The 26,435-nt window shown below is 61.7% G+C and carries 20 protein-coding genes and 1 tRNA gene; 3 read left to right on the top strand and 18 right to left on the bottom strand.

All coding sequences use genetic code 11. The features are described from left to right. Positions 1–5: 5 nt before the first annotated feature. From xrtA to ACJMK0_RS09760, 18 genes are all read right to left on the bottom strand, one after another. Entirely contained in the window at positions 6–1,586 is a 1,581-nt protein-coding gene (gene xrtA / locus ACJMK0_RS09845; RefSeq protein WP_405237825.1) for an exosortase A, read from the bottom strand. A gap of 51 nt (positions 1,587–1,637) precedes the next feature. Continuing rightward, positions 1,638–2,957, bottom strand: coding sequence for a putative O-glycosylation ligase, exosortase A system-associated (locus ACJMK0_RS09840; protein ID WP_405237823.1), 1,320 nt, complete (start codon positions 2,955–2,957; stop codon positions 1,638–1,640). A 3-nt stretch (positions 2,958–2,960) separates the two neighbouring features. Beyond that, positions 2,961–4,163 carry a TIGR04063 family PEP-CTERM/XrtA system glycosyltransferase gene (locus ACJMK0_RS09835; protein ID WP_405237821.1) on the bottom strand — a complete coding sequence of 401 codons (1,203 nt, stop codon included), beginning with the start codon at positions 4,161–4,163 and terminating at the stop codon, positions 2,961–2,963. A 5-nt stretch (positions 4,164–4,168) separates the two neighbouring features. Next, the gene (locus ACJMK0_RS09830) at positions 4,169–5,197 is read right to left on the bottom strand and encodes a transglutaminase domain-containing protein (protein WP_405237819.1); all 1,029 of its coding nucleotides are present in this window, start codon (positions 5,195–5,197) and stop codon (positions 4,169–4,171) included. 15 nt (positions 5,198–5,212) lie between these two features. Further along, entirely contained in the window at positions 5,213–6,529 is a 1,317-nt protein-coding gene (locus ACJMK0_RS09825; RefSeq protein WP_405237817.1) for a nucleotide sugar dehydrogenase, read from the bottom strand. A gap of 4 nt (positions 6,530–6,533) precedes the next feature. Continuing rightward, a complete protein-coding gene (locus tag ACJMK0_RS09820) occupies positions 6,534–7,754 on the bottom strand; it encodes a TIGR03087 family PEP-CTERM/XrtA system glycosyltransferase (protein WP_405237815.1) in 1,221 nt (406 codons plus the stop codon). Between the two features lie 2 nt (positions 7,755–7,756). Further along, positions 7,757–9,691 carry an asparagine synthase (glutamine-hydrolyzing) gene (gene asnB / locus ACJMK0_RS09815; RefSeq protein WP_405237813.1) on the bottom strand — a complete coding sequence of 645 codons (1,935 nt, stop codon included), beginning with the start codon at positions 9,689–9,691 and terminating at the stop codon, positions 7,757–7,759. A gap of 6 nt (positions 9,692–9,697) precedes the next feature. After that, positions 9,698–10,768: a FemAB family XrtA/PEP-CTERM system-associated protein gene (locus ACJMK0_RS09810; RefSeq protein WP_405237946.1), complete on the bottom strand. Its 1,071-nt coding sequence runs from the start codon at positions 10,766–10,768 to the stop codon at positions 9,698–9,700. Further along, positions 10,765–11,706 carry an XrtA system polysaccharide deacetylase gene (locus tag ACJMK0_RS09805; protein ID WP_405237811.1) on the bottom strand — a complete coding sequence of 314 codons (942 nt, stop codon included), beginning with the start codon at positions 11,704–11,706 and terminating at the stop codon, positions 10,765–10,767. The genes ACJMK0_RS09810 and ACJMK0_RS09805 overlap by 4 nt, the downstream gene beginning before the upstream one ends. A gap of 46 nt (positions 11,707–11,752) precedes the next feature. Further along, positions 11,753–13,255: a TIGR03016 family PEP-CTERM system-associated outer membrane protein gene (locus ACJMK0_RS09800; RefSeq protein ID WP_405237809.1), complete on the bottom strand. Its 1,503-nt coding sequence runs from the start codon at positions 13,253–13,255 to the stop codon at positions 11,753–11,755. Beyond that, positions 13,194–14,087 carry an XrtA-associated tyrosine autokinase gene (locus ACJMK0_RS09795; RefSeq protein ID WP_405237807.1) on the bottom strand — a complete coding sequence of 298 codons (894 nt, stop codon included), beginning with the start codon at positions 14,085–14,087 and terminating at the stop codon, positions 13,194–13,196. The genes ACJMK0_RS09800 and ACJMK0_RS09795 overlap by 62 nt, the downstream gene beginning before the upstream one ends. Further along, a complete protein-coding gene (locus tag ACJMK0_RS09790) occupies positions 14,084–15,682 on the bottom strand; it encodes an XrtA system polysaccharide chain length determinant (protein WP_405237805.1) in 1,599 nt (532 codons plus the stop codon). Before ACJMK0_RS09790 ends, ACJMK0_RS09795 begins: the two co-directional genes overlap by 4 nt. A 16-nt stretch (positions 15,683–15,698) precedes the next feature. Further along, a complete protein-coding gene (locus ACJMK0_RS09785; protein WP_405237803.1) occupies positions 15,699–16,322 on the bottom strand; it encodes an XrtA/PEP-CTERM system exopolysaccharide export protein in 624 nt (207 codons plus the stop codon). Positions 16,323–16,412: 90 nt separating this feature from the next. Beyond that, positions 16,413–19,184 (bottom strand): XrtA/PEP-CTERM system TPR-repeat protein PrsT, encoded by a 2,772-nt coding sequence (gene prsT, locus ACJMK0_RS09780; protein WP_405237801.1) that lies wholly within the window; start codon positions 19,182–19,184, stop codon positions 16,413–16,415. Positions 19,185–19,455: 271 nt separating this feature from the next. Next, positions 19,456–19,531 (bottom strand) — tRNA-Val (locus tag ACJMK0_RS09775). A gap of 133 nt (positions 19,532–19,664) precedes the next feature. Next, positions 19,665–20,237: a PEP-CTERM sorting domain-containing protein gene (locus ACJMK0_RS09770; protein WP_405237800.1), complete on the bottom strand. Its 573-nt coding sequence runs from the start codon at positions 20,235–20,237 to the stop codon at positions 19,665–19,667. Between the two features lie 232 nt (positions 20,238–20,469). Then, positions 20,470–22,524 carry an XrtA/PEP-CTERM system histidine kinase PrsK gene (prsK, locus tag ACJMK0_RS09765; RefSeq protein WP_405237798.1) on the bottom strand — a complete coding sequence of 685 codons (2,055 nt, stop codon included), beginning with the start codon at positions 22,522–22,524 and terminating at the stop codon, positions 20,470–20,472. Positions 22,525–22,528: 4 nt separating this feature from the next. Then, a complete protein-coding gene (locus tag ACJMK0_RS09760; protein WP_405237797.1) occupies positions 22,529–23,944 on the bottom strand; it encodes a TIGR03013 family XrtA/PEP-CTERM system glycosyltransferase in 1,416 nt (471 codons plus the stop codon). Positions 23,945–24,247: 303 nt separating this feature from the next. On the opposite strand from ACJMK0_RS09760, the gene ACJMK0_RS09755 reads away from it, so the two are divergent. The 3 genes from ACJMK0_RS09755 to mddA all read left to right on the top strand — a co-directional run bounded on the left by ACJMK0_RS09755 (position 24,248) and on the right by mddA (position 26,405). Beyond that, a complete protein-coding gene (locus ACJMK0_RS09755) occupies positions 24,248–24,469 on the top strand; it encodes a hypothetical protein (protein WP_405237795.1) in 222 nt (73 codons plus the stop codon). Positions 24,470–24,489: 20 nt separating this feature from the next. After that, complete coding sequence (locus tag ACJMK0_RS09750) at positions 24,490–25,437, top strand: hypothetical protein (protein ID WP_405237794.1); 948 nt, start codon at positions 24,490–24,492, stop codon at positions 25,435–25,437. Positions 25,438–25,634: 197 nt separating this feature from the next. After that, complete coding sequence (mddA, locus tag ACJMK0_RS09745) at positions 25,635–26,405, top strand: methanethiol S-methyltransferase (RefSeq protein ID WP_405237792.1); 771 nt, start codon at positions 25,635–25,637, stop codon at positions 26,403–26,405. Positions 26,406–26,435 lie beyond the last annotated feature (30 nt).

The raw sequence follows: 26,435 nt of genomic DNA, 5'->3' as shown, positions 1-26,435 counted from the left end.
CTTCTCTAGTCCCCGACGCGGCCGTCTTGTGGCGGATTCACGCAATGAGCCACTGCGTCTTCAGCCGCCGCACATTCCCGCAGCGCTCCACCTGCAAGTTGCAGAAAGACGGACAAGCGCTCCTGCGCTGTATCGTTCGAACCCTCTGCGCCGATTGCGACCAGCATCGCAGGACTCGGCGAGAGAATTGCCTGTACCTCTCGCCATTTAGCTTCGTAATCGCTGGTGGTAGTCTCCGTTCCCTGCTGGTACCAGTACCAGACCACGTATTCCAAAGATCCCTGGGCAATCCGGACGACGCGTGCCCGCGGAATCGAGTCCGAGCCAGTCTCGACCGTGCCTTGGTTAGACGTTCGCCAACCGTCGCCTGCCAAGCGATTTACCGCGTTGACCAGTTCAGCGCCTTGCTCCTGGCCACCGTATGCGGCGATCCGGATCTCGATCCGGTGATCGTCATGCCCGTAAGACGCCACGACCACCGTATCTGCCCCTTTATACGCAAGCTGCCAGGGGGATTTCGAAATGCTTGGCCCACTCCACGCATCTCCCAAACTTCTTGCCGCGGGTATCGCTGGTGCCGGCTCTGGTGCTGTGTGCGTCCGATAGCCCACTAACGCCGGTCCCAGAAGTATGACGAATAGGGTCGCCGCCGCACCCATTGCGAGGGTCGCCTGCTTGTCGGTTGTCGTAGTCTCGGTCACCGTCTGCCTGGCCAACGCGGTGTCGGATTCACGATCCGCAAAACGCGCACCGACCAGGAACAGCAGGAAGATGATGACACCGAAGAAGAACCAGCCGTAGATGAAATGATCTATTCCTGTCGCCAGCTTCATATCGCTATAGTGCGCGATGACTACGATACCGAATGCTCGCAGCCCGTTTGCAACGATTGGTACGGTAATCGCGGCCAGGATAAACAGCGTTCGCTTCTTCCAGCCATTGTAGGTCAGGAAGGCAAACGCCACACCCGCCGCCACGGATGCCAACAGGTAACGCACGCCGCTGCAAGCCTCCGCAACCTCGAAGTTTCCCGTCGAAGTACTGAAATACAAACCGTCACGCATAACGGGAATTCCCGTCACGTGCAGCGCCAGTACCGTGAAATCTGCCGTCCACTCCATCAGCAGCGGCACGATGCCCTGCCCGAACGGCACCATGAAGACCAGATAAAGTAGGGGCAGTCCGAACAAAAATGCCTGGCGAATGCCGGCCATCGTCAGCACGATCGCACTGATCATCAAGACACTGGCGACCTGTGCGACAACCTGCACATTGATCAGCATGCTGACGGCCCAGACAACCGAAAGGCCGCCCACCACCGTCAGCGCGGGCCACCAGATATGCGCCTGGGTCTTAAGGGCTTCCTCACGTCGTTGCCAGGCGAAGAAGGCTGCTATAAGCGGAATCGCAAAGCCATGATTGTAAGTGGTATTCGAAACCCAGCTATCCACCATGGAAGTGAATGAGGCCGCATGCAAGCCAATAACCGCTGCAATCAACGCAGCTATCAAGTAGAACCGGAAAGGAAAGGAAATACCACGCATCGCCACAAATGAGCGCCGAAACGCATCCCCTTCAGTCGTCATGCGAATTCATCCCGCGCCCCATACACAGCCAGTCACCGCAAACATGAGCATTCAATACGCTTCCGATTCTTTTGCTCGAAGAGATCTCCGAGACTCTCGACGAGTGCCGTTCAAGGTTTCGCTACTATCGGGCGCCGCGGCTCTCTGTTTGAGAAGCCATTGATGTGCACAGACGACCATTACCATCAGGTTGTACGGCAGGTCGAAATACGACAGTGAAAGGAAAGCGCCGCCCACCGCGAATGCAACGAGACTCGCTTGCACCATCGAGCCGAGGTGATAGACCCATTCGGTTTCGGCTTGTCCCTTCCCTTCAGTACGCAGCCTACCCGCCAGACGGTAGGTCGATATCCAAAGCCCTAGATAGAGCAAGAGTCCCACAAACCCGTGATTACCGAGCACCTGGAAATAGATGCTGTGCGCGGCGCGGATCACCGTCTCGTAGACACCGAATTCATTGAAGAGTTCGGCATGTTGGTAGGACATTCCCCCTCCGGCCGGATATCTTTTCGCGGTTTCCCACGCGACGTGCCAGGCATTGATTCGACCCATCGCGGAGCCATCCTCCTCATAGGTCTTTATCGTCTCCATACGATCCCACCAGTGATCTGGCAGAGTCGGCACATAGGCGGCTACCAAGAAAAGCATCAGTATGGCGACAAGCGCTTTTCGATGAGAACGCCACCACAGCACGGCGCCCATAGCTATTGCGGCAAGCAGCGCTCCCCTAGAGTGAGTCCCTAGCGCCGATATCACACAGAGCAGCATGGACAAGATAAGCCCCAGGCGAATCCACTGGTTCTTGTGTACGGAATACAGGAAGTACATCATGGGAACCGCAACGATGATTGCCAATGCAAACTCGTTATTCCCCTCGATAAAGCCACCGGGCGGGCCCCACACTCTCGAATTCCCACCCGTCATGATCGTAAAGACCCCACCTTTGATGCCCAGTAAGGCCAATGACCCCACGGTAACCCAGGCAAACGCCATGATGTGATATCGAGAATGCAGGAGAGCGAGTGCGACGAAGGTCATCAGGTAGATCTTCATGACCTTATTCCACTGGACGTAATCGCCAGCGACGTCGATGCCCGCCAACCAACTGATCGTAATCCAGATCGTAAACGCAGCTAACCACCAGACAGGCGCCCCCTTGAACGGCGATGCTTTATCTTTGGTGAAGAGAAGCCCTGTCAAAGTTGCTCCAGCCGCGACGGCGGCGACAGGTGCGCTAAACGCTATGCCCCAGGCGAATCGGTGGGGGTTCATTATGGAAATCCATGTCCATAACATCACTCCGATCCACGGCCTTCTGAGGGCTGCCGCCGCACCAAAGAAGACAATTGCCAGTATCAGGATGTCGCGCATGGTTCAACCGGTCGTAGCGCGACGATAGGTATCGAGATACCCTGCGCAAGTGGACTTCCAGGTCCTGTTTAAAACGACAAAATCCCGCCCCGCTTTACGCACATCGAGATTAGGTGCCATATCCAGCGTTCGGTCTAGAACACGGACGAGTGAATCGACATCATCCGCTTCGAAGAGAAAACCCGTCTCACCATCGGTCACAAGCTCGCGATGCCCACCCACGGAAGAAGCAACCACGACCCCGCCAGATGCCATCGCTTCCAGGGGCTTCAAAGGCGTTACCATGTCAGTGAGTCGATTCTTGTGGCGGGGAAAGACGCAGGCATCCGCGACCATGTAGAGTTCGTTGACCGTGGACTGCGGCACCCTGCCGAGCATTCGAATGTGTCCGGACAAATCCCTGCTTCGAATCTCATCCGCCAGCTGCCTCTCCTGCTCGCCGCCGCCGGCAAGCAGTAGCAAGATCTCCGGCTTTGAACTCGCCAGTGCTCCTACCGCGTCCACCAGAAGGCTGAGACCTTCGTAACTGTAGAATGAGCCGCAGAACGTAATGACTACCCGCCCTGCTGCATCAAACCGTCGCTTTAGTTCGGCGTCCCTCTCATCCGTCGGGCGGAACGCCGTGGTGTCAACCGCGTTCGGGACGACCGTCACCTTTTCGGCCGCGATACCACGGCTGCAGATCTCGTCTCTCAACCCGTCGCAGATTGTCACGACCGCATCTGCTCGCCTGAGCACCTGGGTCTCGGACGCCCGCGTCAATTGGTATCGCATACCCCCGTAAGCACTGGTGCCATGATCCACCGCCGCATCTTCCCAAGAGGCGCGCATTTCATAGACAACCGGAATCCTGAGCTTTCGGCCGACAGAGAGTGCTGCGATGCCATTCAATGATGGAGAATGAGCGTGAAGTACGTCGAAACTCGTTTCCTCGCAGAGTCGGAAAACGGCTTTCCTCAACGCAGTGACAACTCCCAACTGCTTCAGCGGTCCCGGTGCTCTGCGAAAAACCCCTGTAAACGGGGCGCGCACATAATCCTCTCCATCGCCCTCAATCGGACTCTCGGCATACAGATTGTGTTTAGGACCGGTAAGAGCTACTACATGCCAGCCCATGGCCCGCTGACTCTTGATGATCTCGGCGGTCCGGAACGCATAGCCGCTATGGATAGGCAACGAATGATCCAGGATGTGGAGAACCTTCATCGTCTCTACCCGCGCGACTCGACGGAACGCCCGGCACCGGATCGGCCGATCCAATAACGTCGGCGGAGCATCTGGATTATCAGAAACAGTGTTGCCGCGCTGCTGGCAACGAATACGGTCAGAACGGCGAGGAGCGAATTGCGCGTTGAATGCAACTCCTGCAGATATTCCTTATTCCCCGCCATCTGCGGAATCTTGATGGAAGGCTGTACACCGTTGACGATGCCCAGAATCTGCTCCAGCGAGCGCGAAAGCACCGCACCAGCACGAACCAGCGGTGCGCGATCGAACTGGAAGACGTTGTTCCCGTTCCATAAATAGAACTGGTGCATTCCACGGCGATAATAGTCGAGAGCCTGCTCGTCTGAACGAAACCGAATCCCGGATTCCAGGATGGCCATCAGACGGACTGTCGATGCAACATCCCCTTCGAGGAGGCGATCCTGAAACTCCAGGGCGGACAATGGCTCCTCTGTCTCCTTGTCGAGGACAAAAAAACCATAGAAAACATCCACGAAGACCCACTTGGCCAACGCAGGGTCATAGATCTCGTTGAACGCATGTCCATTACCACCGAATCCGTCGAATGACATGCCCCACTCCCGTACGGGGACGTTCGCGGCGTGCGCGAGTCCATTTACGACTTGCGTATAGTCTGCACAGTATCCCGCGCCATCAGCGAGAATTCTGTCCAGGGCCTGCTCCGTGCTGCCCTGGATGGCCCCGCCTCGCACTCCTCCTTCCGTGAGTCGTTGGCCTACGGCACGAGCGAATTCCCATCCGGTTAGGTTACTACCCACATCGCGGGGCAACAGAGATACGAAACGAACGAAGCTATCTGGCGGTTTGCCCGGCTCGTACCTGAAATCGCTGGGCGCCTGACCCGGTTCCCAGCGCAGATCGGATTCTGTCACCACCTCGAAAATCAGCGAATTGCGCAAGCGCACCGCTTCTGACGACGGGGTCGCCATCATGAGCAGAATCGCCCCCGAAAGGACAGCGCATGCCAGGCTGATTAACAGGTACCTGTTCATTGTCGGCTGGCTTTCTTACCAGGTTGCCCCTTCGTAGCCCCCGGGCACCTTGGCTCGGTCAACTCGCCCTGTCAGATCAATGACATGCTGCTCAGCTCGCAGGGATTCATAGAAGCGTCCCTCATCCGCCTCGTCGAACTGACCAACGATCACGGTTGGACTCGCGTTGAGTGCTTTCCCAAGCGACTCTTGCATGAGACTGGATACGTGTGGAATCGTCTCGTTTATAAAGCGTTTGTTCGCCCCTACGAGACGAGCGAGGTTGACCTCGCGATCGTAGATTCTGACGTCGAACCCCTTGCCGATAAGGCGCTCCACCAGCTCTACCAGCGGACTCTCTCGCAGATCATCGGTGCCGTCCTTGAAACTGAGACCAAGGATAGCCACCGTCTTTTCCTCCCTCTCCAGTATCTTGTTGAGGATGAAATTCACATGCACCGCGTTACTCGGCATGATCGCCGAGATCACGGGAATATTCGTGCCGGTTTCCTGGGCCATCGCGACCATCGCCCGAACATCTTTTGGCAGACAGGACCCGCCGAAAGGCAGTCCTGGCTTCAGATAAGCCGTCGAGATATTGAGTTGCGTATCCATGCACAGCAACTCCATCACTGCACGTGCGTCCACATCCAGCCCGTCGCAGACCCGCCCGACTTCGTTGGCAAAATCGATCTTGAGGGCATGAAACACATTGCAGCAGAACTTGAGCATCTCGGCCGTGCGTATCGTGGTCGGCACAAAGGGAGACGGCAGATGCTCGAACAACAAACGCACAGGCGCCACCGAACGCTCGGACTCGCCCCCTGCCACCGTAAATGGCGGTTTGTCGTAGTCGCGGATCGAGGATCCTTCGCGGAGGAATTCGGGCTGGAAGCAGACTTCGAAATCCTCACCGCATTTCTTTCCCGATTCGTCTTCCAGAATGGGAATGACAACGTCTTCCGTGGTGCCGGGCGCTACAGTCGAACGAATAACGACCGTGTGCTTGGCGCTCTTTTCTCCAAGCGCTTTCCCAATAGACTGCGCGACATTGCGCAGCGCCGTCAGGTCGTGCCCTCCAGTCCGTGTGGACGGCGTTCCGACGCACACGAACGAAAGCTCGCTCTTGGCGATTGCTTCGGCCGCATCGGTGGTAACCGACGTACGGCCACTGGTTGCCGCATCGCGAATCAACTCCTCCATACCGGCCTCGATGATAGGGGTCTGGCCGGAATCGAGCAGCTCCAGCTTGTGAGGATCGATATCGACTCCGATTACCTCGTGACCATCACGGGCAAGGCATCCGAAAGATACCGCGCCAACGTATCCCATCCCGAAAATACTGATCTTCACGTCACTACCTCTTTGCCCTGTCGGCCGTCCGACGTTCCTGATACCCTCTGAAGAAGTCCTCCAGTATGGTGTCGAGCCGACTCATCGAAGTCTTCCAGTCGTGATTCGACATCACACGCTCCCTCCCTGCTGCGGCCAGAGTGGACCGCTTCCGCGAATCGTCCAGCAGTTCGATGGTGCATTTCGCGATGTCTTCCGGCGTATCTGCCGTCATCAGGTGCTCACCTGGGATTGCGTCAACGCCCGATGCTGCGAGAGAACTGCTAATGACAGGAACGCCCATCGCCATAGCCTCCAGAATCTTGTTCTGCGTTCCGCGAGCGATGGTCAGCGGCGCGACGTTCACCTCGGATCTCCAGACATGAGGCCGAACGTCAGGCACGGAACCCGTCACAGTCACCCCATCTATGAGCGAGAGCTTTCTTATCTCCTTTGATGGATTGGCACCAATTACGACAAACTCGGCATCCTCCCGCCGCTCGCGAATGCGCGGAAAGACTTCGGCACAGAACTGCCGAACAGCGAGCTGGTTCGGATAGTAGTCCATTCGGCCCACGAAACTGATGACGCCCGCCTCCGCCGGTTTGTCCGACGGATGAAAATACTCATGATCCACGCCGTTGGGAAACCACGCGAGTTCGGTGCCGGTATCGAAAGCTTCCAGAGTCTCGAATTCCTGACGCGTGGTGCACGTGCAGAGATCGAACTGCTTGGCCAGCCTTTTCTCCTCCCGCTCTAGCTTGACTCCTTCCAACAGATAGCCAAGCGACAGCGGAAAGGGCTGGTGCTTGCGATAAGCCAACCATTTCTGCGAATCCATATCGCCGAAGTCGAGTATCTTGGGAACGTCCGGGATGTCCGCCACATACTGAGCCACTGACGAGCAGTGCACAAAAACCAGGTCGAATGTCTGTTTGTCGACCGCCTCGCGAACCCCTCTCCGCAGTTCCGGTGAATAGAAATAGCCCATCGATGACGGCGTCGACGTCGGTAAACGACCGATCATCCGCGCCCATGCCGCGGCCTGCCCCACCGATCCTTCTATCGTCTCGCTGCAGTACTCCCGCAGACCGGCGCCTTCCATCCGTTCTTCATCGGAACGCACCAGCGAGGCCACGGTGACCTCATGGTTACGAGCCAGATGGGAGATGATATTGAACGGCCGAATTTTCCCGCCCCGTTTGGGCGGGAACGGCCACCGATGACAAACTAACAAGACGCGCATGATCAGGCCGCTCGTGCGAGTTCCACGGAGACTTCATCTGCGGCTTTGTTGTCCAGGTAGAGCCGGCACCATATCTCTAAATTCAGCAATGCGAGCATCTTGTCCGTGTTGTCCGCACGACCGGAAAAATGTGCATCGATCATCGACTCGACGGCTGCGCTATTGAATAACCCACGTGCCTCCAGGCTGTCTCTAGACAGGAATCGCCTAACCACTGGAGAGAGTTCCTTCTTGAACCATGCACCCATCGGCGCGCCAAATCCGCGCTTGCGTCGGTTGACGATTTCCGCACCCAGGCTATCGGCCATGACCTCTTTCAACAGATACTTCAACTTTCGGCCCCGTACTTTCAGGGAAGCAGGCATCCGTAATGTAAGATCCACGAGTTCCTCATCCAGGAGCGGCACTCGACATTCCAGAGACGTGGCCATCGTCATGCGATCGGTCAGCATCAGAATGTCATCAGTAAGCTGCGTCTTGAGATCGACCAGCATGCATTGCTGCACCGGATCATCCGTGCCGAGTTCGCGGTAGGCATCGAAGAACAAACTCACGGCACCATCAGTAGCGCCGCCCTTGCTGGCCAGGAGCGACTCGACGCCTTGCGGGCCGAAAGCCCCGACGTAGGCGAGATAACGCTCGTCGCTTGGGAGCGTTGAGTTCAGCAATACGCTCTTTGCCAGGCGAACTGCGTTCAGAAAGGCCGAATGCCGATCACCGGGCAGCCTTTCCGCGATCGGCCGAATGACGTTCTGCCTGATCGCCATAGGGATGGCCGAAAGCATGGAGGCATAATGATCACTGAGATAGCGACGATATCCGCCGAACAACTCGTCTCCGCCGGCCCCTGAGAGGATGACCTTTACGTCTTCGCGTGCGAACTTCGCCACGAGATATGTTGTGAGGAATGCCGAATCCGCGATTGGCTCATCCATGTGCCAAAGAAGCCGCGGAAGCAGCTCCGCGACGTCCGGCTTGACGACGATCTCACGGTGATTCGTCCCGAATTTCCTGGCTATCGCCGCGGCATACGGCAGTTCGTTGTAGTACTCATCGGCGCGATCTCCCTGGAAGCCAATCGCATATGTGCGGATGGGATCGGCTCCGGCTCGCGCCATCATCGCAACAACGGCGCTGCTATCGATGCCACCGCTTAGAAAGGCTCCAAGCGGTACATCGCTGACGAGCTGTCGCTCCACTGACGCTGCGAGCGCGTCACTCAGCTGCCCGGACCATTCCGCTTCGGTCGTCTTGTGATCCTCGTCTGCGACCGGGCGCCAATACTCGTGGATGGCACATTTACCGGCCTCCACCGTCATGAGACAGCCCGGCCGCAACTTCTCGACACCCTGCACAATCGAGAGTGGCGCCGGGACATAACCGAGCAGCAAGTACTCGCGGAGTGCCGCCCGGTCGATGGCGGCGGCGGACGTCACGGAGAGAATCGCTTTCAGTTCCGATGCGAAGTTCAGCCGCCCGTTCTGCCTCGCAATATACAGCGGCTTGATGCCCAATCGGTCGCGCGCGATCAGGAGACGCTGACGTGCGGAATCCCAGAGTGCGAAAGAGAACATCCCACGGAGATGGCTGACACAATCGTCGCCATACTCTTCGTAGAGATGAACGATCACTTCGACGTCGCTCTTGGTGCCGAAACGGTGTCCTCTCGCCTCGAGATGCCGTGTCAGTTCGCGGAAATTGTAGATTTCCCCATTACAGACAACGGCAACCGTACGATCTTCGTTGTAAAGGGGCTGCTGACCGCCATCAACGTCGATGATGGCGAGCCTTCGCATGCCCATCGCCAAGGGGCCATCGTAAACCGCACCTTCACCGTCCGGCCCACGATGCCATGTCAGATCGGGCATATCCGCGAGCGCCTCGCGACCACCGATGCTGCGACCGTCCAGGCGCAGGCTGCCGTAAATGCCGCACATTGCTGGTCAGCCGAGACGCCGCGCGATTGGCGGACCCACGAGACGAGCGACGGGCAATGGCAGGCGGGTCCAGGCGCGGATCAGCGCCTGATAGCGCTTGTTGGACGGATCCAGCTGCGGCATTTCCGTTGCTCTCACCAGGTAAAACTCGTAGCTCAGCGGCTCCGGCTCGAAGCCCCAGTGCTTCTTGAAGCGATACGGCCCGGTATCTTTCTGGCTGCGGCCGTAGTCGAACAACCGGATGCCTTGTTCGGCCGCCTGCTCCATTACCTTCCAGTACAGAAAGTCGTTGCCGGCGACGGCCCGGGCCGATGCACCACCACCGCCATAATAGGGCAGTATTTCGTCGCGGAAACGGAAGCTCATCACACTGGCCATCGTGGCACCGTCACGGGTGATGGTCAGTATCTCGACGTCATCCCCGAATGTTTCTTTCACGGCCTGGAGATAGCCGCGGGAAAAGAAAGGCGTACCGAGATTGCGCTTGCACTCGCTCAGTACCGCATAGAGACGGTCGGCACGGCTGTCCATCTCCGCCTCGAGGCCGGCCTTGATACCTTTGCGCACCATCGCCCGCTGCTTCCGGGGAATGGCCTTCAGGTTGACCTCAGGATCCGGGTCGATCTCCTTACGGAAGGTCACGTAGCGCTCCTTCCGGGGCCAGTCGGTGATCGGGCGGCGATTCCGGAGCTCGAGGTAATCCACACCCATCTCATCGGCAAGCGCGGCTGCATGCTCGATCAGGCAGCGGGTTGCCTCTGCGCTGCGGCTCACCGGGCCGCCATAGACCAGGAACGGCAGCGAGATCAACGCATCGCCGAACAACCAGCTCTTCACCCGGGCGAGCGGGAGTATGCCCTCCATCTGCCCGTCGCGCTCCACGTACAGATAGCGGGTAGGGTGGCGGAGGTAGCCTCCGATGACCTCTTTCCAGCCGCTGAGATGGTAGAACGTGGCATCGGGATGCGCTCGTACGAAGGCATCCCACCTCGCATAGTCGACGGGTGAGAGTTCCTGCACCGCGGAAAGGGCGGCCGGCGCGGGGTCGGCCACCCTCTGTACCTGTGCCGACATCAGACTCCCTCCAGGTAAATTCTGTCCATTCGGTCCCACGGCAGCTCTTCGAGCAGCCGGACCAGTCGGCCCTCGAAACGATGGAGATTCAGATAGTGGCGGAAGCGGGTCTTTAATGTGATGCCCGGCATCCGTGGCTGATCCGGATCCAGCTCCCAGGGGTGGAAGTAGAAGATGGCCGGAATCCGGTTGGCGTTGCGTACCCGGTTGACCAGCCAGCGCGACACCGCGAGCGGCAGCAGCCGGAAGTAACCGCCGCCGGCCGCCGGCAGGTTACGCCCGAGCAGCCTCGGTGCGCTCGCCGGTATCTCCAGCAGTCCGGACCCGCGCACGTAGAAGGGCCAGACGGGAGCGTCCGGCAGCCCGTAATGATCGTGCGCGATCGGATAGATACTCGAACTGTAGCGGTAGCCCTCTTCCGCCATGATCTGATGGGCCCAGGGCGTGCGTCGGTCCAGAGACCAACTGGCGGCGCGATAACCGAGGACGGGCTGTCCGGTCACATCCTCCAGGAGTTTTTTCGTCCGCGAGATATCTGCGCGGAAATCCTCGGCGTCCTGATCCCAGACGCGGACGTGCTGCATGCCGTGGCTCGCCACCTCGTGGCCCGCATCCGCGATGCGGCGAACGACATCCGGGAAGTGCTCGGCGACCCAGCCGAGCGTGAAGAATGTCCCCTTTACGCCGGCATCGTCATACAGTTGAAGCGCACGGTCGACGTTGCGAGGAATGCGGCACTCATGCTCACCCCAGGTCGATTTCGGCACGAGGTGCTCGAAAGCGGAGACCTGGAAATAGTCCTCTACGTCGCAGGTCAGGGCGTTCGCCAGATCGTCCTTTACGGGCACCCAACGGGGGCCCACGGCGGGAAAATCCGCCTCGTATCGGCCTCGCTCCACGGCAACGTCGGCCGCGACGGACGGTTGTGACTGCGCACTCACGGGGTATTGGCAATCCTGATCGTTGCTATGGTGTTGCTATGGCGGGTCAGAAGGTGCGGGTCAGCAACAGAGAGACGGTATTGGCCACGTAGTCTCTGGAGAAACCGCCGCCTCCACTGGCTTCACCGTCTTCTTCGGCGTACTCGTACTCCAGCGAGAGCGTCGTGCGTGAGCCGAGGCGGTAATCCGCGGTTACGGCCGCCCGGATGAATTCGCTATCGTCGCCCTCGCCGAACTGTCTTTCGGCCCAGGATCCGCTCGCACTGAGTGTCGTCTTGGCCCCGAGGCGATAGCCCACTCGCACATCGATGCCGCTCTGCTCCTCATCCTCCAGCGGATCACCCGAGGCGGTCGTCCGGTCCGCACGTTCGTCGTCGAACACCCCCACTGAGAAGTCGGTACGTGTCAGGCTGTAGTCGAATCGCCACTCCAACCGCTTCTGGATAAACCGGTCGGCGCTGCCCGGCCGGCTGAGGAAATCTTCCAGGTTGAGGGCATCGTCGAACCCCGGGACGCTGAATCGGGTGCGATTCTCGGTGGTGGGACTCTCGGTATAGCTCAACGTCGTGGAGCCGCGCGGGAACTCGAACTCCAGCCGGCCGCGCCAGGACGACCCGAAGCTGCGCTCCCCGGCGGCGAACTCGGCACTGAGCCGCTCGCCCACCTGGTGGGAGAAGCCGGCCTCCCAGAAGGTATCTTCCAGCGCCGGATCCAGCGGCTTGTCCCAGGCGCTCTCCTGGCCTCCGCTGGCGAACACGCGGGTGGTGCCGCTGAGCCAGAACCCCAGCTCGAGGGATGCTTGCTGATACTCGAACGGGATGCTCTCGTCGTAGTCGGTCCGCTCCCAGCTATAGCGCAGCGCCCAGGTGATGCCGCTCTCGCGCCGATAATTGTCCAGGGAAAAAGTCGCTGTTCGATCCTCGCTGTCCCGTTCCAGCCCCACGCTGTCGCCATCTCCGAAATTGACCCAGCTGTTCCGGTACTGCCCTTGCGCCGTCACAGTACCGCCGAAGACATACTGGAAAGACGGCGTGATGTAATACTGATCGCGATCGGTCCGGTTGCCGCTGATCGGCAGATTGCTCTGCGGGATTCGCTGTTCGGGGTCCAGGATGGACTGGGTACGGTCGCCGCCCACCTCGACGAAGAAGATCTCTGGCACGAGGGCGGCACGAAGACTCGCATCGTACTGGTGGAAGATCTCGCTCTCGCCGAGGTCGGCGTAGCGAAATGCCTGCATCAGATAGTCGGCATTGACGGTAATGCGCTGGGTATCATGGCTCAGACTGAAGCCTGGCTCGGCGCGATACACAGTCTCGCTCTGCTCGTCTTCAGCGGCCAATGCGACATTATCGGTGCGGGTGATACCGATGGTGATACGCGGTTCCAGCTCCAGGGCCTGCAACACGGGCGACATCAGCATCAGCGCTGCCATTGCCGCGATCGCCGCCATTGCCGACCACGATAAACGACGCCGCACGCTGTACTCAGCTGCCTTCGTAACCGTAATAGCCATAGTCTCCCCCGTAATAACCTTGCTGAGATGCATGGCGGCTCTTGTTGAGGATTACGTTGATGGCCTTGTCAGTGTCGAGCACCTCCACCGCCTGTAGCAGTGTGTGCTGCTGCGTCCTGCCGGCCTCGACGACGAGCGCGATCTGGCCCACCTGACTGGCCAGCGCCTGGGCCTCGCTCGTGATGAGCAGCGGGGGCGAGTCCAGCAGGATGATCCTGTCCGGGTAGCGAGTGGCCAGTTCGTCCACGATCTCGGACATACGATCGCTCGCCAGCAGTTCGGTGGCCTGCGGATGACCGCTGCCCGCCGGAAGAATCTGGATATCGTTAAGGTCGGTACGGACCAGCGTCTCTTCCAGGCTGCGGGAATCGTCCACCAGCAGGTCGATCAGTCCCGGTGCATCCCCCAGCCCGAACTCGCGACTGATATGGGGTTTCGCCACGTCGGCGTCCACCAACAGGACATTCAGCTCTCGCTCCAGCGAGAGACTGACGGCCAGATTGACCGAACAGAAGGTCTTGCCCGCCTTCGGCATCGCGCTTGCCACCATGATCACGTTCATGTGATCCGTTCCGTCGGCCAGGCCCTGCGTCGCATTCGTGATCAGCGGCCGTTTAATACGGCGGAACTCGTCGGCGACCGGGATGGCGTGATCCAGCGGCGCCAGCAGACCGGCTGCCACCAGCGCCTGCTGATCGACATGGTGCTTCGGTCCCTCGATCGTGACCTTCTTCTTACGCGCGACCGGGACGGAGGACCGCTCGGGTCCATGAAGGAAGCCGTTGCGCAACGCCGGCGGCGGCTTCGGCGACGGCGCCGGAGCATCCTTCTGCAGCTTCTTGAGGGCGTCCTGTATCTTGCTCAAGTGCCGGGTCCTCCTAGCATCTGCCGCAGCAGCGCGGCTCCCTGGGATTCGAAAACAATCGCCAGTCCCGTAGCGCCGAGGAGCATCGCATAACTACCCGCCCACACCAGGGCTCGGCGCCTGCGTTTTTTTGCCTCCTTCGGCGACAGCAATAAGCTCACCGAGCCGAGAACCGGCAGTCCCGCGACCTTTCTGACGGATCGTCTGGTGAAAAAGACCGGGTTTAGCTGATTGAGTCCGAAGGCAACGGCCAGGCCCGCACCAACTCCCACAAACAGGAAGGCCACCAGGAAAAGGGGCCGCAGGGGGCCGACGGGGTCAGTGGGCGCGAACGGAGGCTCGAGCGTCCGGAACTGCACGGTATCGGTCATCGGGTCGAGCCGCTGTTTGGACCGTAACGTCTCGCGACGCTTCAGGAGTTCCTGATAGCGGTCCTGCACCACGCCGTAGTCGCGGTTCAGTTTCTTGAGATTGGCCTCGACTTCGGCAATCTTGTCGACGTCGCGGCGGAGGCTCGCTACCTCGTTGCGATAGTTCTGCAACTGGGCGCGCAGGCTTGCCAGTTCGACCTCGGCATCGCTCAGCTGGATGCGCAGATTCTGATACACCGGATTGGTCTCCAGCGCCTGGTCCGCCGGCATCGTGGGACGGACTCCGGCCTCGATGGCGGCGTCGCGCTCGGCACTACACGCTTCCTTCAGCGTGGCGATCGTCTCTTTCAACGAGACGATGCGCGGGTGCTTGTCGGTGAACTCCACCTGCAGTGTGGACAACTGACCCTCCAGTTGCGCGATCTGCCCCTGCTGAGAACAACCGACGCCGCTCTGCCCCGGCAGGCTCGACATGATGCCGAAGACCGGTTCCTCGCCGGCGATCTGCCGCTCGAGTTCGTCCCGCCGCTCTTCCAGCAGCCGGATCTGCTCTTGCGTAGTCGTTACGTTCGCCAATGCTTGCTGCAGGCGAGTGTAGTAGTCTCCGCGGTCATCCGGCATGTAGCCGAGATTCTCTTTCTTGAACTCCGCGAGCGCACTCTCGGCCCTCAGCAGCCGTTCCTCGTGATCCTGGATTTCCGCTTCGATGGCCCGCCCCGTCATCTCCGCGTCGTCACCCTGACCCTCCAGCGAATTCTCGACGAAGGCATCGACAATCGCGGCGACGACGTCCTGGGCCTTCCGCCGGTTAACGTCTCTGAAAGAGATATCGAAAACGTTCTGGTCGCGATTGCCGCTCACCTGGATACGCTTCTGGAGGTTCGTGATCAACTCCTCCATCTCCTCCGGCGTGTCCGCACGCAGGTCCAGGTCCGTCTCTCTGGCCACGCTTTCGAGATTGGGCCGCGTCAGGAGGGCGCGGCTGACCGCTTCGACCTGAGCTGAAACGTTATCGGACAGCGCTAGGCCTTCGAAAACCGGCCCCATGAGACTCTTGGTGTCCACATAGACTTTCGCGCTGGCCGCATACTCGTCGGGCATCGAGTAGACATAGAACCAGCCGAACACGGCTATGAGCCACGCCACGCCGGCCGCCCACCAGCGGTAGCGCCACATGCCACGGAGATGCTCCAGTATCTCGGAGATGATTTCCTGGATATTCAAGGCGGGACTTCCTCGCTCAGAAGAACGATTCGGGGATAATCAGGACGTCACCCGGCAGCACCCGGATGTTCTCCTCGATACGACCGTCGTTCAGCAGATCGTCCAGCTTGACCCGGATATCCACCGATTCGCCGTTCACCTTGCGCACGATCTTCGAACGATTTCCGGCTGCGAATTCGGACAACCCTCCGACCTGGATCATGACGTCCAGCACGGTCATCCCTTGCCGGTAGGGAACCGCCGCAGGCTCCGCCGCCTGACCGACGACACGCACCTGTTGCTGCGCCTCTCCCTCGAAGCCCTGCATGATGACGGTTACGACCGGCGAGCGCACGTATTCCGCAAGGACCGTCTCGATATCCCGGGCCAGCTCTGTAGGCGTCTTGCCCGCAGCCTGCAGGTCCTCGACAAGGGGCGTCGATATCCTGCCATCGGGGCGCACCTGCACCGACGTGGACAGGTCCGCGTGATCCCAGACGAATATCTGCACACCGTCTCCCGGGCCGATTCGGTACTCGTCGGACTGCGACGCTACTTCTTCCGGCAAATTCCCAGCGTCGTAATCCGCACCGGCGCAGGCAGAAAGTGCGAGTGCAGCCGACAGAACCACCAGTGCTCTCAGTCGTGTCGTGTTGAACATAAGCGGCTCGTAACCCCCATAATTTTTCAAGACTATCACCGAATTAAGGAAGTTTGCTTAACTTGGTTGGCACTTCTCCAATGAGCGTACTCAGAGGGTTTCCAGGAGTTCCTCGGCGGCCCCCCGGCTCGCGAACTCCTCGTCGGAGGCGAGCAGTTCCTGCAGCAACTGCCTGGCCTCACCGGATTCACCCGCCTTCGCCAGAGCCGCCGCCAGATGGTACTTCACCTGGGCACGCCCATTGCTCAATTCCAATGCTCGTCGCAGCGTCGAGATGCCGTCATCCAGATCGCCGGTATTGACCTGTATCCAGCCGAGGGTGTCGGCCACCGACCCGTTCTCCGGCGACTGAGCGTACGCCCTGCGGGCTATGTCCTCCGCCCGTGAGTCGCCCCTCTGGAAGTACTCCCAGGCGAGATTGTTCAGGGCAACGAAGTTTTCGGGGGCAGTCTCGAGTACCTGCTCGTACTCGGCTATCGCCCGGTCGCTGTCACCCTCACTCTGAAATCGCTGCGCGACTATCAGGCGCATATCAGCATCCAGGGGACGCTTGTCCAGATAGGAAAGGACCGGCCGCTCGGGCTCCGGCAGATCGCCCAGGTTACGAATGCGGAAAGCCCGGAGGACCAGCCGGCGATCATCATCGCGTAATTCCACCGCCCGGTCGTAGGCAACTGCGGCCGCCGCGAAATCGCCGGCAGAGGCGAGCAGCTCGCCCTCGAGAGCATAAGGCAGGCCGTCCTGAGGATGGCGTTCCTGCAACCTCTTCGCAATTCGCATGGCCCCTTCCGTATCACCCTGCCTGGCGAGAGTGGCTGCCAGGATCAGGGATGCCCGGAGGTTATCGGGATCGCCACCGCCGGCTTCACGTATAGTCTGCTCCGCCGTGGCCTCGTTGCCCAGGGCCATCTGCGCACGGGCCTCGTTCATGCGGTAGGTCGTCTCCTCGGCATCGAGATCGCCGGCGCGCTCGAAATTGACCACGGCCGCTCCGTTGTCGCCAAGTCCGGCCTGCGCCAGGCCGAGCAGGTTGTAGGCCTCGGCGTTATTGTCCGCCAATGCGATGGCCTCCTCCGCGCTGGCTCGCGCCTTCTCGAATTGCCGATCCTCGATATATAAACGTGCCAACAGCAGCCTTGGCGCGAAAGCGGCGCTATCCGCCTGCCGCGCTTTCTCCAGCCACTCCATGGCTGCCGCGCGATTCTCCATCCGCGCCTCGAGCTGCGCGAGGGCAACCATCAGGTTTGCCGCATCCGGCGCCCTGTCGAGTGCCGCGAGGTATTGCGTCCTGGCTTCCTCGAGGTTGCCCGTCCGCAGGTCGATCCGCGCGATATTCACGTAGCTGGCAACCTCGTCGGGTGCAAGGTCGCGAGCCGCGACGAAACTCTTGCGGGCCTGATCAAGACGATCCATGGAGAGCGCAATACCGCCCTTGAGGTTCAGGATGCGCGAATCCTCCGGCCAGCGCTCGGACATGGCTTCCGCCTCGGCCAGCGCGGATGCCGGATCCCCGCGGCGCAGCGGCGTCATTACCTGCAGGAGGTCGCGTCGGTAGCTGGCGTCGCCAGCCTCGGCCGGCAGATCCGACATCAAGGCTTCGGCCTCCTCGATGCGGCCCGCGGCGAGATAAGCACTGACGAGGTCCAGCTTCCGCTCAATGTTATCGGGATCCCGCTCGAGGCTCGCCTCCAGGAAACCGATGGCATTGTCGTACTGCCCCGCCGCCATGCTTGCCCGGACCGCAAGGCCCAGAGCGGCCACGTTTTCATCCTCGGCATCGAGCACGGGCCGCAGAATCTCCGCCGCCTCTTCGGCGCGGTCCTGCCGCAGGCGCGTCTCTGCCAGCAGCCGGCGCGCGTCCACATTATCGGGTGCGGCGGCCACGACAGCCGACAGATGCATCTCCGCCTGGCCGAGATTGCCTCTCTGCAGGTGTACCGCTCCCATGAGGAACTGAGCGGGGCGGTATTCCGGAGCCGCACTCAGGACCGCCTGTAGCTCGTCCTGTGCCGTCTCGAAATCCTGCTCGGCCACGGCGACGCGCGCGACAAGATACTTCGTGATGACGTTTCCGGGCGACACTCCGACGAGTTGGTTTATCGCTGCGCGCGCACCGGCAGTATCTCCTGCGGCCAGGCGCGACTCCACGAGGCCGCGGAGAGCGGAGATGCGATCACCGTCGTCGCCCTCGGCTTCCGCAAGCTCAAGAGCCTTCACGAAATCCGTAATCGCAGCGTCGGCATTACCTGTTGTGAGGTGCAACGAGCCCGAGGCGAGCCAGGCTGCCGTATGATCCGGGTCCATCGCCAGCGCCTCTCCCAGAACGCGGCGCGCCGCCTCGAAGTCCCGTTGCGCGGCAAAGGACGATGCGACACCGAGTTTCGCCTCGATGTCCGAAGGGCTCGATTCGAGCACCTCGAGGAAGATATCTCTCGCGGACTCCGGCAGCCTGAGCCCCATGTGAGCATTTGCGCGGAGCTTGAGAATTTCGAGGCGTTCCGACTCGCTGGAACCTATTTCGGGTCGGAGCTCGTCCAGCACTTCGTTGAACTGCCCCAGCTGCAGCATCGCCCGACCCAGGTCCGCGGCCACCGTGTTGAGGGGCGCACCGAGCTCCACCGCTCGCCGCAGTTCCTTCTCGGCAGTCGCCGCGTCTCCCTGCCTGAGAGCCGCCCGGCCCAGCAGTTCCCTGGCTGCGCGGTTATCCGGCTCCTGTTGCAGTATGTTACGGAGGTCTATGACCGCCGCCCGGTAATCGGCCTGCTGATAAGCCTCCTGGGCTCGCTCCAACCTGGCTTCATTGGTTAGCGCCAGACCGCACGCAGCGGTGGTGGCAAAGATAATCGCTAGCAGGGAGCGCACGGCGACGCTCCGGCCCGACGGACGGAAAACTCTAAGCATATTCAGGCGGTCCCTCGTCGTAAGTCCCTGTAATGACTGGCAAGTACCAGAGGCCACTTTACGTCAGTCCGGGACCCGGATTCTATACCGCCGGGCGGTTTGCGCCATGGGAAAATAGTACTTACCGAATGTGATGGCTGTCACAATGCTCCCATGGCGGTCGCGCGGCGTCCTGCGTGCTCCCGGCCGGGGCCTCGCGGGCCAGTGCGGCGCCGGTCACGAGCGGGGTGAGTGGTAGGCGCGGGTAGGGATCGAACCTCCGACCTCTGCCATGTAATGACAGTGCTCTACCACTGAGCTACGCGCCTGCTACTGCCGGCTAGAGTAACCGATCAAGGCCACATGCGGAGGGACTAAGTCACAAATCGCCCTGTGAAGGCGCCACACAAGAAAAACCCCGCGCGAGGCGGGGTTTCTGGGAGAAACTCCTGAGCGGCAGAGTCAGCGGTTACGGCGTCTGCGTGCCACGCCAACCGCTAGCATGCCAAGCCCCAGCAGGCCGAGCGTTCCCGGCTCCGGCACTTTGCTGTACTCGACGACATATCCGGTCATCGTATTGCGATTGTCCATATCGTCCCAGAGCGGTAGCGAAGGCCAGAAATGCAGGTAATGCTGGGTGCCGCCGACACCATTGTTGGGTTCGCCACTGGCCCAGCGCGACGCTGCAAACACGGGGTCCCAGTACTCGCCGCTCGCCCAGGCCCAGCCACCGTCAGGCTCGGCCGACAGATCGCTCTGGTAGCCACCCAGCCAGTAGCTGTCGAACGGGCCGGTCGCACCACTTACCAGTTCTGCGACGAAGCTATTTTCGGCTTCGCTGGTCAGGGAGACCAGGTAGCCGCCCATCGATTCCGCCAGCGCCGATGCTTCCTCCCACGTCAGGGAAGAGCCATGATCGATGACTTCGTAAGCATTTCCATTGCCACCGTCGCTCTCGGACCAGATGATCGGATCCGCATGGGCGATGCCGGTCATGAGCGTGAGCGTCAGGATCAGGGACATCGTCGCTTTCATTGGCTTTCCTTGTTCGGGCAAGAGTTGTCTCGCTACCGAACAAGCAAGTTGCGGGCCAAGTTTGTAACTTTATGATTCTGTTTAACAAAGTTTGATGCTTGAGTCCGTGATTTTGGACTTGTAAACACTTCCGACACTGGGCGGGGATGTTGTGGTTCTTGTGACACCATATATTTGGTGGTGGCGTCGGGCCGAGAGTGGGGAAGGCGGGTGATCGGGGCTAAAGCCCCTCCTACATTGCCAGGGGGAGCACCATCGAAACTCGGGTTCCCTCCCCCACGACGCTCTCCACGTGCAGCTCGCCGCCGCTGGCTCTCACCGTCTCCCGGACCTGATAGGCGCCGATGCCCATCCCGGAGGTGCCCTTGGTGCTGTCGAAGGGCTTGAACAGCCGGGTCTCGATGAACTCGCGTTCCATGCCCCGGCCGGTATCGATGACCCGGATGGCGCACTCGCCGCCGCAGGGCTCGACGGTCACGCGGATGCTCCCGTCCGCGGGCGTGGCGTCCTGCGCGTTGCGGATGGCGTGGATCAGCGCCGCCAGCAGCCGTTCCCGATCCGCCCGTATCCACAATCGGTGATCACCGATCTCCGTGCGCGGCTCGGGCCGGCGGTCGGCGCACTGGGAGACCGCCTCCATCACCAGCTTGCCCACTTCGATGCGGCTCGCGGCCTGCATGGGCGCGCCCTGCTTGAGCTGCTCCAGCACCTTCTTCATCCGCGCGACGCCGCTCTCCACCGTACGGATGGCGTCGTCGATGAACTCCGGCTTGTCCTTGTGCTTGTGGGCGTTTTCCACCACCAGGGACTGCTGGGCGATCAGATTCTTGAGGTCGTGCATCAGGTAAGCCGTCAGGCGGTTGAAGGCCTCGAACTGGCGGCTCTCGGCCAGCTGGTATTTCTTCTGCTCCTGGTCGAGATAGCTCGCGATCTGGCGCCCGGCGGTCTTCAGCAGGTCGTGGTCCTCGTAATTGAGGCTGCGCGGCCGCTCGGAGCGCGCGAGGGCCACGAAACCGAGCATCTGCTCCTCGCCCACCAGTGGCACGATCACGCCGGGCGGGTCGACGCCCAGCACGCCGAGATCGGCTTCCAGGCCCTCGTAGCGCGGCGGCTCGCGCCGGTACTCGTCGGCGTCGATCACCCAGCCGCTCTGCTCCAGGAACCAGGGCAGTGAGTGTTCCGCCGCCAGGCTCTCGCCGTCCGGCCCGGTGTTCCAGCCCGCCGTGCAGCGAAAGCGGCCGTCCTCTCGCAGGTAGAGCACGCCGGCGGGTGCCTCCAGGATGTCGCAGAGCGCCTTGATGCCGCGCTTGGCCAGGGGCAGGCCCGGCTCCTCGGGCGCCGACAGCGTATGCATCAGGCGCAGCCACTCCTCGCGATAGTCGTAGCGGTTCCTGAAGAAGTGCTTGCTGATGAAGACCTTCAGCTGCGCCCGCAGCCGCTCGGAGAAGATCAGGATCCCGAGTATGAGGATGGCTGCCGCGAAGAAGACCACCTGCCCCGCCGGGCCCCACTCTCCACCGAAGACCTTGATGTAGTAGCCGACCGCGGCCATCAGGATGAGGTAGACGCCCACGCCCATCAGGGTGGTGGTGTAGAAGACCACCTGGCGGGAGACAAAGATGCCGACGGACCAATCCGGGTTGCGCTGGGCGGAGACGGCGATCAGCGGCACGCAGAAGGCCGCAACAATACCGCGCACGCTCCAGAGCACCTGGTCGATGCGACCGAACAGAATGGCCTGGGAATAGAGCACCAGGTCGTAGGCGAACAGGCCGAGCAGCCCGAGGCAAAGAAATTTCAGTGCCGCCCGCTGGGCGGAGCGGGCGTTGCGATAAATCTGCTCCACCATGATCAGCGCGAACAGCGACAGGCCGAGCGAACCCGTGATGAGCGCCTGACCGACGCCGGGAGACGGCATGCCGGCCGCCTCGGCAATAAACAGGCCGACGCCGCCCAGCAGCACGGCAGCCGCCAGCGCGGGCCCACCGAATACCAGCACCCGGTGGCCGGCGCCGCCGCCGAGGCCGCCGGCGAAGAGCGCGGAGAGGAAGACCAGCCAGGCGCCGTTCCTGAGCGTCTCGGCCACGAAGACCTTCAGCACGCCGAGGGCGGGGTCCGGCGACAGGCTCACGGCCAGGGCGATACCCCACAGTGCCGAGAAACCGGCGGCGGTGGTGAGCAACGCTCCATGGAGACGCCCCTGCCAGCTGGTCAGCAGCAGGACGGTGAGGATCAGGAATGCCGCGCCAGCCAGGCCGTAGCCGATCGCGGGCAGGCTCGCGAGCATGGTTCTAGCGGGCGCCCTTGCCCCAGAGGATGACTTCGGCGGTCTGCAGCATGATCACCAGGTCCAGCAGCAGGCTGTGGTTCTTCACGTAGTAGAGATCGTACTGCAGTTTCTCGATGGCGTCCTGTTCGGTGGAGCCGTACTGGTACTTGAGCTGGGCCCAGCCGGTGATGCCCGGCTTCACGGTATGGCGCTCGGCGTAGAAGGGGATGTTCTGCTTCAGCTGTGAGACGAACTCCGGCCGTTCCGGCCGGGGTCCGACGACGCTCATCTCGCCTTTGAGCACGTTCAGGAGCTGGGGCAGCTCGTCGAAACGCAGCTTGCGCAGCACACCACCCACCCGCGTCACCCTGGGGTCGTTCTTCTCGGCCCATTGCGCCTGACCCGGCGCCTCGGCGTTCTGGATCATGCTGCGGAACTTGAGCACGTCGAAGTTCTCGCCATAGAGACCGACCCGCCGCTGACGGTAGAACACCGGTGCGCGGAGGCCGTCCTCCAGCTTGATGGCCAGGGCGGAGACGGCCATCACCGGCAGCGCGATGACCATCGCGAGCAGGCTCACGAACAGGTCCAGGCCGCGTTTGGTGGCCCGGCGCAGCGGCGTGATGCGGAAGCCGGAGGAGAAGATCATCCAGCTCGGGTTGACCAGATCGATGCGGATCTTGCCGGTCTCGCGCTCGAGGAAGCCGAGCAGGTCCATGCAATCGATGCCCCGCACCTTGCAGGCCAGCAACTCGTCGATGGGCAGGTTGCCACGCCGGTCGTCCATGGCCACCACGATCTCGTCGGCCTCGCGCTCGAGGGCTATCGCCAGCAGCGGCCTGTCGTGGTCAACATACCTGTCGCAACGGTTAACGCTGCCGTCACCGGCGGCGCCCACGTTCGCCACGACCCGGAATCCACGTCGATCGGCCTTTCTGCGAATCTCGCGGATGGCGGCCGCCCGTTTGCCGGCGCCGAAGACCAGCGTGCGACGGCGGAAGATGTTCTCGTCGGCGGTACGCAGGAAGTAGTACCGGATGCCGGAGAGTCCGGCGAAGGCCACCAGCGCGGCGATGGCGGCCACACCCCGGGTCGGCGCCACCTGCGGGAACGTGTACCAGACGACGGCCAGCGGGAAGCCGGCCAGGATGAAGGCAACCGCCAGGCGGGCAAGCGACTCTTTGAAATACAGGCGCTGATGGAACTGATAGAGCCCGAGCGCGATGAGGCAGATGCAGACGATGACCGCCAGCACCGCCGCCTGGGGCCAGATCGGCCCGTGGATCAGCGAGTACGCCTGGAAATTCCAGTCGAACCGCGCCCAGGCGGCCACGTACAGCGATGCGAACACCACCGCGCATTCCGCGGCAGCCAGCAGCACCACCGGCAGCCGCAGGTAGTTATTGAACAGGCGGAATGGCATCAGGCCGATATGCACCGTGTCTCCCGGCGTGCGGGCATGGGTATTTTACCAGTGGGCTAACGAATCCCACCGGGCCCTGTTGTTGATTGACATTATAGGCCAAAGGTTTCAGCAGGTTGTGACGCATTCCACAGAATTATGTGAAACACTTATCAACCGGCCGAGTCAGGATAGCGGGCCCGCGTGACGCGCGGATGACTCCCGGTTTCGTGCACGCGTTGCTCGCCGCCGAAATTCGCGCCGCAGCGTGACGGGACTTGAGCTTGCGATGCCGGTCATCCATGCTTTCCGGCGCCTAGACGAAGACAGGTGACTTTGTTGGCCGGAATCCCCAGGAAGCAGGATGGCAAGCGCGGGTCGGGCGGACTGCTGGCGCTGCTCGACACGCTCGAGCCGCTCGACGAGCCCTTTCCGGACATCGACGAAGACCTCCCGCGCGCCGAAGAGGTGGACATCCCCGCTCAACCGACCTCGACGCCCGATACCGGGTCACGACCTCGCCAGGTGCGGTCGCCGGCCGACGACGGGCGAGAGGGGTGATATCGACCCATAGACCGTTATTGCGCCTGCTCGTCCTCGCCGGCTTCGGCGTCGTCATCCTCCTGCTCGGCCACCTGCTGCCGCTCGGCGGCCACTCCTACATCGGCCAGTCGCTGCGGGACTCCCTGCACGGCCTGGCGTTCTTCGTCTTCACGCTGATCATCTTCCGGCTCGCGCTGCCGCGGCTGGGCGTTTACGGCGCTGCGCTGTTTGCGGCCGCCGCCTCGCTCCTCGCGGGCCCGGCCGGCGAACTCGCCCAGTGGCTCAACGGCCAGGAATACTCGCTCCGGGACATCGGCCAGGATGCGCTCGGCACGGCCGCCGCGCTGTGTCTGATGATCGGCCGCCACGGCCGCCGGGAAGGCCGCCTGCGGGCCGACCGGGCCCGCGCCGTGATGGCCGGCGGCGGTTTCCTGCTGATTGTGGTGCTCGCGCCGGTAGTCTGGTGGACCTGGGTGCTCGCGGCCCGCACGGCCGCGGCGCCGGTGATCGCCGACTTCGAGGGTGCGTGGGAGACGGCGCTGATTACCGCCGGAGAGCGGGTGGAGACTCCCGCGGCGTGGCCCGCGACCGGGGATTACCTGCTCCGAGTGGAGACGCCGGCGCGGCGCTACGCCGGCGTGCAGTTCCGGGATCCATACCCGCACTGGGGCGGGTTCACGGAGCTGCGCTTCGTCGCGGCGACCGGCGACGGCGCGAGCCACAACCTGACGCTGCGCGTCCACGACGAGGCCCACGACAACCGCTTCGCCGACCGCTTCAACCGGACCTTCGCGATCGGTCCGGAGCCGCGGAAGTACTGCATCCCGCTCGCCGACATCGAGAACGCGCCGGAGGGCCGCCGCATGAATCTCGCCGCCATCGAAGGGATGACGTTCTTCCTGATCGATACGGAAGGCACCGAGGTGTTCCTGCTGGATGCCATTCGGCTTGGCGCCGGCGAGCCCGCCTGCGCCGGGAGCCCCTGAGCGGTCCGCCGGGAGTCCCTGCGCACTCACAGGAGCAGCCGACCGGGATCTCGCGCGCGCCCGCCGGAACCTTGATCGCGGAAGCCGTTTTGTTACACTCGCAACGACTATGAAGAGGCCCGCAGAGGCCTCCATTCCGCGCTGAAGCGACTTGCCCGGGTCGCTGTTCCCGGGCCGGATCGACGGGGGACATCATCATGGCGCGTATCATCGCTTTGCTGTTCGGCATCGCCGCCTACGGCGTGTTCTTTCTCACCTTTCTCTACCTGATCGGCTTCATCGGCAACCTGGTGGTGCCGAAGAGCATCGACGCGGGGCCGGCGAGCCCCGCCCTCTCGGCGCTCCTGATCAATCTCGGCCTGATCGGCCTGTTCGGGCTGCAGCATTCCGCGATGGCCCGGCAGGGGTTCAAGGCGCGCTGGAAGCGTATCGTACCGGCATCGGTGGAACGCTCCACCTACGTCCTCATCTCGAGCGCGGTCCTGATACTGCTGTTCTGGCTCTGGCAGCCGATGGGCCAGGTGGTCTGGAATGTCGAGGCGCCCTGGGCGCGCACGCTGATGTGGTCGCTGTTCGCTGCGGGGTTCGTGATCGTGCTGCTGTCCACGTTCAACATCGATCATTTCGACCTGTTCGGGCTGCGCCAGGTTCTGGCGAACCTGCGCAGAAGCGCCTACCGGCATCCGCGTTTCCAGGTGACCTGGTTCTACCGCTTCGTGCGCCACCCGCTCTACAGCGGCTTCATTCTGGCGTTCTGGGCGACGCCGACCATGACCCTCGGCCACCTGCTGTTCGCCGCCGCGATGACCACTTACATCTTCATCGCCATACGCTACGAGGAACGGGATCTGCTCGCGTTCCACGGGGACGCGTACCGGGAATACCGCGAGCGGGTGCCGGCCCTCGTGCCGCTGCCCGGCGGCAGCCATGAGCGGGTGGATGCGAACGACCAGGTGGGGAGCTACTGAATCAGCACCTTGCCGGGATTCGTCAGCCCT

Source organism: Lentisalinibacter orientalis (assembly GCF_040706535.1).
Taxonomy (GTDB): domain Bacteria; phylum Pseudomonadota; class Gammaproteobacteria; order Steroidobacterales; family Woeseiaceae; genus Lentisalinibacter; species Lentisalinibacter orientalis.
The sequence above is the reverse complement of the archived record's forward strand: the minus strand, read 5'-3'. Positions and strand labels throughout refer to the sequence as shown.

Excerpts from the sequence above, each read along its gene's own strand:
- ACJMK0_RS09830 (WP_405237819.1), bottom strand. The coding sequence starts at position 5,197 with ATGAACAGGTACCTGTTAATCAGCCTGGCATGCGCTGTCCTTTCGGGG.
- asnB (WP_405237813.1), bottom strand. The coding sequence starts at position 9,691 with ATGTGCGGCATTTACGGCAGCCTGCGCCTGGACGGTCGCAGCATCGGT.
- ACJMK0_RS09820 (WP_405237815.1), bottom strand. The coding sequence starts at position 7,754 with ATGCGCGTCTTGTTAGTTTGTCATCGGTGGCCGTTCCCGCCCAAACGG.
- ACJMK0_RS09785 (WP_405237803.1), bottom strand. The coding sequence starts at position 16,322 with ATGTTCAACACGACACGACTGAGAGCACTGGTGGTTCTGTCGGCTGCA.
- ACJMK0_RS09840 (WP_405237823.1), bottom strand. The coding sequence starts at position 2,957 with ATGCGCGACATCCTGATACTGGCAATTGTCTTCTTTGGTGCGGCGGCA.
- ACJMK0_RS09835 (WP_405237821.1), bottom strand. The coding sequence starts at position 4,163 with ATGAAGGTTCTCCACATCCTGGATCATTCGTTGCCTATCCATAGCGGC.
- ACJMK0_RS09800 (WP_405237809.1), bottom strand. The coding sequence starts at position 13,255 with ATGCATCTCAGCAAGGTTATTACGGGGGAGACTATGGCTATTACGGTT.
- ACJMK0_RS09770 (WP_405237800.1), bottom strand. The coding sequence starts at position 20,237 with ATGAAAGCGACGATGTCCCTGATCCTGACGCTCACGCTCATGACCGGC.
- prsK (WP_405237798.1), bottom strand. The coding sequence starts at position 22,524 with ATGCTCGCGAGCCTGCCCGCGATCGGCTACGGCCTGGCTGGCGCGGCA.
- mddA (WP_405237792.1), top strand. The coding sequence starts at position 25,635 with ATGGCGCGTATCATCGCTTTGCTGTTCGGCATCGCCGCCTACGGCGTG.
- xrtA (WP_405237825.1), bottom strand. The coding sequence starts at position 1,586 with ATGACGACTGAAGGGGATGCGTTTCGGCGCTCATTTGTGGCGATGCGT.